This window comes from Micromonospora sp. NPDC047707 (assembly GCF_040704235.1).
Taxonomy (GTDB): Bacteria; Actinomycetota; Actinomycetes; order Mycobacteriales; family Micromonosporaceae; genus Micromonospora.
In genome coordinates, this window is record NZ_JBEYSU010000018.1 from 111,734 (window position 1) to 119,548 (window position 7,815).

Genomic DNA, 7,815 nt, shown 5'->3' on the forward strand with positions numbered 1-7,815 from the left:
GCGCCGTGTCAGCCTGCCAGGGACAGGAAGGAAGAGCGGATGACGACGCCTGCGGCGGACCTGTTGCGGCGGTTGGGGGACGGCATCCACCCGGACCTGCCCGAGACCACCACGGGGACGGTACGCCTCGACGCCCGCGGCGACGGCCGCACGGAACACTGGTACCTGACCATCGCCGACCAGCGCGTGGCGGTGACCCGGAGCGCCGACGAGGCCGACCTGGTCGTGCGCGCAGACCGGTCGGTCTTCGACCGGATCGCCGCCGGGACGCTGCACCCGGCGGCCGCACTGGGCCGCAACGACCTGACCGTTCGCGGTGACATCCGGCTGTTCATGATGCTCCGCCGGCTGTTCCCCGGCTCGCCCGGCGCGCGCCACCCCCGTGACGTGGCGACCGGTACGCGGAGGCACCCGTGAGGCAGGAGCGGGTGCACGTGATGGCCGGCAACGCCTTCGCGATCAGCGACGCGCAGGGCGACATGGAGGCCGACCCCCGCGCGCCGGTCGGGCTCTTCTCCTTCGACACCCGGTTCCTGGCGCACTGGGTGCTCCGGGTCGACGGGGAGCGGTTGCAGGCCCTGTCCCGGGACGACATGACGTACTTCGAGACCCGGTTCTTCCTCGTCCCCGGCACCGCCAGCCACTACGTCGACGCGGACGTGTCGGTGATCCGGCACCGGTCCCTCGACGACAGCTTCAACGAGAAGCTCACCGTGCTCAACCACTCCGCCGAGCCGGCCGACATGACGGTCCGGATGGAGATCGGCAGCGACTTCTCCGACGTCGCCGAGGTCGGCCGGCCGCGCGAGCGACCGGTCGAGGTCACCCCCGTGCCCGAGTGCCGGCAGTTGCGGCTCCGGTACCGCCGGGAACACTTCGACCGCGAGGCGATCGTGAGCAGTACCGCGCCGGTCGAGGTCGACGAGGCGGGGATGACGTTCCGGATCCGGGTGGCCCCGCGTGGGCAGTGGGAGACCGACCTGCACATCAGCATGACCGTGCGGGGCGAGGGCGGTCACGACATGCGCGCCGACCTGGAGACCCACCACCGCAACGTCCGCCGGGACATGCGCGACGACCTGCAGGCCTGGCTCGACCGGGCACCCACGCTGGTCGCCGAGAACGGCGCGCTGGCGGCGGCGTACGAGCGGTGCCTGACGGACCTCGCCGCCCTGCGCTACGAGCCGCTGTCGTCCACCCGGCGGGTCACGGTCGGTGGCCTGCCGTGGGCGATGACGCTGTACGGGCGGGACATCCTGGTGACCTGCCTCCAGACGTTGCCGTTCACGCCGGAGCTGACGCCGGTGGCGTTGCGCCTGCTCGCCCTGGTTCAGGGCGGCCAGCTGGACGACGTCCACGACGAGGAACCCGGCAAGATCCTCGCCGAGTTGCGCTACGGGGAGGCCGCCGCGTTCGGCGAGCAGCCGACCACCCTCTACTACGGCGCGGCCGACACCACGCCGCTGTTCGTGGTGCTGCTCGACGAGTACGAGCGCTGGTCCGGCGACGTCGCGCTGGTGCGGGAGCTGCGCCACCCGGCGCGGATGGCGCTGAACTGGATCGACGAGTACGGCGTGTCGACCGGCGACGGGTACGTCCGCTACCAGCCTCGCAACGATCGCCAGGGTCGGCTCAACCAGTGCTGGAAGGACTCACCGGACGCGATCACCGACCGGAACGGGCGGCAACCCGGCTTCCCGCGCGCGACCTGCGAGGTACAGGGCTACGCGTACGACGCGAAGCTGCGCGGTGCCCGTCTCGCCCGGAAGGTCTGGGGCGACCCCGCGTACGCGGACCGGCTCGAGCGGGAGGCGGCGGAGCTGAAGCGGCGGTTCAACGAGGACTTCTGGCTGCCCGAGCGGGGCTACTACGCGCTGGCCCTCGGCCCCGACGGTGAGCCGGTCGACGCGCTCACCTCCAACATCGGTCACCTGCTGTGGAGCGGGATCGTTCCCGACGACCGGGCCGGTACGGTCGCCGAGCACCTCGTCGGCCCGGATCTCTTCTCCGGCTGGGGCGTGCGCACCCTCGCGGCCGGGCAGCACGTCTACAACCCGGTCGGCTCGCACCTCGGCGCCGTGTGGCCGTGGGACAACGCCCTGATCGCCGCCGGGCTGCGTCGGTACCGGTGCGACCGGGCGGCGGCGCGGATCGCGCAGGGGATGTTCGACATGGCCGAGACGGTCGGCGGGGCGGTGCCCGAGGTGGTCGCCGGCTACCCGCGCACCCTGACGAAGTACCCGGTCCAGCTTCCCATCGCCGGCCGCCCGCAGGCGTGGTCCTCCGGTGGCCTGCTGATGCTGCTCGCCACCGTCCTCGGGCTGGTCCCCAGCGGCGACAGCCTGCTGGTGAACCCGGCGCTGCCGGAGGGCTTCGGGCGGATCGAGCTGCTGGACGTCCCCGGCCGGTGGGGTCACGCCGACGCCTACGGCCGGGACCGCGCCGCGGGGGTGCGTGGGCATCGTCCCCGGCTGCGCTGATCCGGCCGGGGCCGCCTCACGTCGCGCCGTTGGGCGGTGACGGCTTGCCGGGCCCGTCGCCAGGCGTCGGAACACCGGGCGCCGTGGGCTGCCCGGGCACGGCGGCGGGTGGCTGCGTCGCCCGGCCGGTGGGACGGGCGGTCGGCTGGTTGCGGTGCCGCCCGGTCGGGGTGGCGCTCGGGCCGTCGCTGGGCTTACCGGCCAGCACCCGGTCGCAGTAGCCGGTCACCTCGTCCCGCCCACCGGCCGCGGCGACGAGGTCGCCGAAGACGGGATTGTCCAGGGCCTGGCCGGGGTTGTCGCCGGCGCCGGCCCGGTACGCCCGGCACAGTCCCACCACCGAGGCGTCGGGATCGGGCCGGGCCGCCCCGCCGGTCGGGGGAGCGGGCCGCGGGCCGGTGCCGGTGGCGTCGGGCGTCGCCGGTGTCGACGGGGACGGCGTCACCGACGGCGTCGACGGGCGCAGCGGATTCGGCAGGGCGCCCCCGGCGGCGGCCAGCGCCGCCCCGCCGGTGCCCGCGAGCAGCAACCCGACCAGGGCCGCGCGCCCGCCGAAGCCGGCGAGCGCGAAGCCCCGCCGACGCTCGGGAATCGCCACGGGGGTGCCGAGGAGCGCCATCTGGTACGCCCGCACCGCCGCGGCCTCCCCGGTCAGCTCGCCGGGTGCCGGTGCGGCGCGGACCGCCGACAGGAACGGCACGAGGGCGTGCCACCGGTCCGTCGGGTCGACGGCGGTGCCGTCGAGCAGCCGCTCGACGATGTCGGGATCCATCCGGTGTGCAGTCATGTCGTGTCCCTCAGCGCCGACGAGCGCCCGGGCGTCACACCGGCGGAGAGTGACCTGGGACAACGGCGGCGCACACCGCGCGCGCCGGACCGGGACGGCGGCCCGGGGCCGGGCTGCGGCTCAGCCCATCGTCTTGGCGCCGTCGATCGCCTCGCGGAGGATGTCGGCGTGCCCCGCGTGCTGGGCGGTCTCCGCGATGACGTGCAGCAGGACCCGGCGGACGCTCCAGCTCGCGCCGGGCTCGAACCACGGCGCCGTCGGCAGCGGGTGGGACCCGTCCAGGTCGAGCGTGGTGACCAGCTCGTCGGTCCGGGCGGCCACCTCGGCGTACGCGTCGAGCAGGCCGGCGAGCGTCTCGCCCTCGGTCATCCGGAACTGGCCGAGCCAGTCCACCGGCTCGCTGGCCATCGCGTCGGCGCCGCCGACCGCGAAGCGCAGCCAGGCGGCCTCCGTGGTCGCCACGTGCTTGACGAGGCCGCCGAGGCACAGCTCGCTGACCGTGCTGCGCAGGGCGGCCTGCTCGTCGCTGAGGCCCTGCACGGTCTGCCGCAGGAAGCCGCGGTGGCGACGCAGGCTCGCCAGCAGGTCGGCGCGCTCGCCGGTGACGGACGGTGCGGTAGCGGTCATGGCGGTCACCCTTCGCCGAAGTCGGGAACAGCCCCGACGATAGGTGCGAGCACCGACATTCTCCGCCGTCACGCTGCCGGTTTTCGCCCTGCGGTTGCCGGTTCGTCCGATCCGGGTTCCACTAACTACATGGGTGTCATCAAGGTCGGCACGGCGTCCTGGGCGGACCAGATGCTGCTGCGGTCCGGCTGGTATCCGCGGTCCGCCAGCACCCCCGCCACCCGGCTGGCCCACTACGCCGGACGCTTCCCGCTGGTGGAGGTGGACACGTCGTACTACGCGGTGCCCGCACCGGAGACGACCCACGGCTGGGCGGCCGCGACGCCGGACGGCTTCACCTTCGACGTCAAGGCGTTCCGCCTGTTCACGGGGCACCCGACACCGGTCGACGCGCTCCCGGCCGACCTGCGCCCGGCGGGCGGCCCGGCCCGCGTCCGCCGCCGGGACCTGACGCCCGAGGCGTACGACGAGCTGTGGGACCGGTTCCGGGCGGCGCTGGACCCGCTCGCGGCGGCCGGGCGGCTCGGAGCCGTGCTGTTGCAGTTCCCGCCCTGGCTGGCCCACGGCGACGCCGCCCGGCGCCGGATCGCCGAGCTGGCCGGGCGGTGCCGGCCCTGGCCGGTCGCCGTGGAGCTCAGGCACGGCTCCTGGTTCGACGGCGCTACCGCCCTCGACACCCTCGCCTTCCTGCGCGAGCACGGCCTCGCGCACGTCACGGTCGACATGCCGCAGGGCCACCCCTCGTCGGTGCCGCCGATCCCGGTCGCGACCGCCGACCTCGCGGTGGTCCGCTTCCACGGGCACGGCACCGCCTGGGAGTCCGGCGACAAGCAGGAGAAGTTCCGTGACGCCTACGGTGAGCGGGAGCTGCGCCACTGGGCGGAGCTGCTCGTCGAGCTGGCCGGGCAGAGCGCCGAACTGCACGCGCTGTTCAACAACTGCTGCGGCGACCAGGCGCAGCGCGACGCGGCCCGCCTCGCCGACCTGCTCGGCGTCGAGCCGGCCCGCCCGCCCGAGCCGGCCCGCTCCGGTTGACCGGTCTCTTCACCGGCCGCTCGGAGCCGCACCGGCTGGCAGCCGGGCGCCCGTCAGGTAGGCCCGTCGGTGCCCAGGGCGGTGTGAGCGGTTCAGGAGCGCCGGCCGCGGGTGCGCAGCGCGTCCTCCGAGCGGATGTCGATGTCCGCGTCGTCGGGGAACGGTCGGCGTGACGGCGCCGGGTCCGGCGGCGCGCCGGGACCCGCCGTCGGCGTACGCGTCGGCTCGACCGACCCCAGGCCGTGTCGGCCGGCCCGCCCCGACGGCCCGGCCGGCGCACCGGCCCGGCGTTCACCGCGCCGCCCCTCGGGTACGGCGGTCTCCTCGCTGCCCTCGTCCATCGGATCGTGCTCGCCCGCGCCCCAGGGCGGGTCGGCGTCGAAACCGTCCCGGGTGACCCAGGGCGTGGCCGCCTCCGGCTGCCGTCCGTCGTCGCGCCCGCTGCTGCCCGTCATCGCCCACCTCGCTGGTTGGTCCGGCTACCCGGGCCGATTGCCCATCCCGGTCGTCGTCATGCCTTCGGGAACGCCGCACCCCGCCGGGGAACCGGACTTCCGGAACGCCGCATCCCACCGCGAACCGGCCTCCGGGAACCGGCGCAAATTCGGCCGTGGGAAAGGCTGCGCGCCCCGCCGGGAACCGGCGGGGCGCAGCGTCCCGTGTCAGCGGCCGGACGTCGCCATCCGGCGACCGGTCATGCCCGTCATCGCCATCTTGCCGATCCCCTTCATGGAGCCCAGCGTCCCGGCCCGTCCGAGCATGCCCCGGAAGACCTGTCCGGGCTTCTGCTGCTCCCCCATGTACGAGGTGACCACGATCAGCGCCCCGGTCAGCGCCGGGATCGCCCACTGGAGCACCCTCATCTGCCGCTGGGCCGCCGCCACGTTCGAGGGCGTGGAGTGGTTCGGTTCGGTCGTGCCGTCGACCGGAGGATTGCCGGCCTTCTCCAGTTTCATACCGAGCAGCCGGCTGTAGCCGGTCACCGCGAGCGCGCTCACCGTCAGCGCGGTCTTCAGGCCGCTGGTCCGGCCCACTCCCGCCTGGGCCGCCACCCGTGGGCTCTCCGTCACCAGCTCACCGACCGCGCCGGCGAGGTGCGCGCCGATCGCCGCGGCGTTGACGGGCGTCCACTTGGCCCACCCGGCCGACGCCACCGGCAGCCGCTGGGTCGAGTCGCTGATCTGTGTCGCGCCGCCGTTGACCCCGAACGCTCCCATCAGGGAGCCCCCGAACCAGGCCGCCAGGCCCAGATCGTGCATCGAGCGCAGCGCGGTGTGCCGTTCGGACATCTGATCCCCTTCCACCGTGTCGGGCGGTGCGGCATACCCGCCGCCCGAGCCGCTAACCCCCGTCCGTCGACCGCCGATACCTCGCGCGGTCACCGAAGCCGCCGCAGAAGGGGGGCGGGGGTCAGCCCTGCGGCAGGTCGGCGGCGAACCGGGCCACCCGGTCCGCCAGGGGAGCCGCCGCGCGTACCCAGGTGAAGTGGTCCATCCGGGCCCCGGCCTGCGCCGCCGTGTAGCGCTCGCGCACCACGGGCGCCGCGACGAGCTTGGCGCACAGGTGGTCGAGCGTCTCGTGCGGCGTGTACTGGTCGTCGTCGACGCTGACGGCTAGCACCGGGGTGCGGATCTCGCGGACGGCCGCCTCGGCGTCCACCCCGTCCAGCCGTGGGAAGCGGCCGGTCCGGGCGGTGTACGCCCAGTCGCGGATCACGCCGCGCGCCTGCCGGCCGCCGAACCCCCAGCCGGGCCACACCCCGAGCAACCGGGCGGTGGCGGCGATGCCCTGCGTGTACGGCAGGACGCCGTACCCCCGCGGGCCCGGGTAGCTGCGCCACCACGGCACCCCCACGGCGACCAACGCCAGCCCGTCGACGTCGTGTCCCTCGTGCAGCGCGAGGTGCAGCAGGGCCGCCTGACCGCCGAGGGAGTGACCGAGCAGGACGGTCCGCCGGCCGTCCCGGCGTTCCTTCAGCGCCGCGAGGACGGCGCCGACGTCGGTGGCCAGGTCGGCGTACCCGTAGCGGCAGGCGCGGCTCGGCGGTGGCGTGCTCGTGCCGGTGCCACGCAGGTCGGCGACCGCGACGGCCGTCCCGGTGGCGCGCAGGGCCGTGGCGAACGGCCGGTAGTAGCGGGCGGGGACCCCCATGGCGGGGGAGATCAGCACCAGGGTGTCGGCGCCGTCGTCCGGCTCGGGGTAGACCTGGAGGCCGAGACGCGCCCCGTCGACGTCGACGAACTCCTGCTGGTACTCCGCGTTCACGGTGCCCAATCTACGGGCCTTGCCTACCGGCGGGTAACCAGCGGGTGACGGCCGTCACCCGACCGGGAGCCACTCCGGCGACCGCGCCGGTGCCGGGGGCGCTGCGCGGCGTTCGACCCGCTCCACCGCCGCGAGCACGTCCGGCACGTCGAGCGCCGCCAGCGCCGGATGCGGTACGCCGTCCGCCCGCCCGCCGTCGTCCGGGCCGCGCCAGAGGACCTCGTGGCAGGTCCGGTCGGGTGGTGGGCCCCACTGGGTGGGTGGGACGGGGCCGAAGAGGAGGACCGACGGGGTGTGGTAGGCGGTGGCGAGGTGGGCGATGCCGGTGTCGCCGCTGACGAGGAGTCGGGCGTGGGCGACGAGGGTGGCGAGGTGGTGCAGGTCGGTACGGCCGGCGAGGACCGCGTGGTCGGGCAGTCCGGCGAGGTGGGCGATCTGCTGGGCCAGGCGCTGCTCCGCGCGGTTGCCGGTGACGACGACCCGGTGGCCGGTGGCGGTGAGGTGGCGGGCGACGGCGGCGAACCGTTCCGCCGGCCAGCGCTTCGCGGGGATCTTCGAGCCCGGGTGCACCACGCTCACCCCGGTGGGCAGCGTCCCGGGCGGTGGTCGGGTCAGGGCCAG

9 protein-coding genes are annotated in these 7,815 nt (G+C 75.0%); 3 read left to right on the plus strand and 6 right to left on the minus strand.

Annotated features, from left to right (window positions below; genetic code table 11):
• Positions 1-39: 39 nt before the first annotated feature.
• Together AB0873_RS20185 and AB0873_RS20190 are read left to right on the plus strand one after the other, a co-directional pair.
• Positions 40-417 (plus strand): SCP2 sterol-binding domain-containing protein, encoded by a 378-nt coding sequence (locus tag AB0873_RS20185; protein WP_366601243.1) that lies wholly within the window; start codon positions 40-42, stop codon positions 415-417.
• Positions 414-2,480, plus strand: coding sequence for a glycogen debranching N-terminal domain-containing protein (locus AB0873_RS20190; protein ID WP_366601245.1), 2,067 nt, complete (start codon positions 414-416; stop codon positions 2,478-2,480). Before AB0873_RS20185 ends, AB0873_RS20190 begins: the two co-directional genes overlap by 4 nt.
• A 16-nt stretch (positions 2,481-2,496) precedes the next feature.
• Here the strand turns inward: AB0873_RS20190 and AB0873_RS20195 are convergent, their stop codons facing one another.
• Both AB0873_RS20195 and AB0873_RS20200 read right to left on the minus strand, forming a co-directional pair.
• A complete protein-coding gene (locus tag AB0873_RS20195; RefSeq protein ID WP_366601246.1) occupies positions 2,497-3,267 on the minus strand; it encodes a hypothetical protein in 771 nt (256 codons plus the stop codon).
• 120 nt (positions 3,268-3,387) lie between these two features.
• Positions 3,388-3,894 (minus strand): DinB family protein, encoded by a 507-nt coding sequence (locus AB0873_RS20200; RefSeq protein ID WP_366601248.1) that lies wholly within the window; start codon positions 3,892-3,894, stop codon positions 3,388-3,390.
• A gap of 129 nt (positions 3,895-4,023) precedes the next feature.
• Here AB0873_RS20200 and AB0873_RS20205 point away from each other — a divergent pair, with 129 nt between their 5' ends.
• Entirely contained in the window at positions 4,024-4,929 is a 906-nt protein-coding gene (locus AB0873_RS20205) for a DUF72 domain-containing protein (protein ID WP_366601250.1), read from the plus strand.
• A gap of 92 nt (positions 4,930-5,021) precedes the next feature.
• Here AB0873_RS20205 and AB0873_RS20210 read toward each other — a convergent pair whose 3' ends face one another.
• From AB0873_RS20210 to AB0873_RS20225, 4 genes are all read right to left on the minus strand, one after another.
• Positions 5,022-5,384, minus strand: coding sequence for a hypothetical protein (locus AB0873_RS20210; protein ID WP_155333000.1), 363 nt, complete (start codon positions 5,382-5,384; stop codon positions 5,022-5,024).
• Between the two features lie 207 nt (positions 5,385-5,591).
• The gene (locus AB0873_RS20215) at positions 5,592-6,218 is read right to left on the minus strand and encodes a hypothetical protein (protein WP_366601252.1); all 627 of its coding nucleotides are present in this window, start codon (positions 6,216-6,218) and stop codon (positions 5,592-5,594) included.
• Positions 6,219-6,339: 121 nt separating this feature from the next.
• The gene (locus AB0873_RS20220; RefSeq protein ID WP_366601254.1) at positions 6,340-7,194 is read right to left on the minus strand and encodes an alpha/beta fold hydrolase; all 855 of its coding nucleotides are present in this window, start codon (positions 7,192-7,194) and stop codon (positions 6,340-6,342) included.
• Positions 7,195-7,248: 54 nt separating this feature from the next.
• Positions 7,249-7,815: glycosyltransferase family 9 protein (locus tag AB0873_RS20225; RefSeq protein ID WP_366601255.1), on the minus strand; the 567-nt coding region annotated here is incomplete at its 5' end.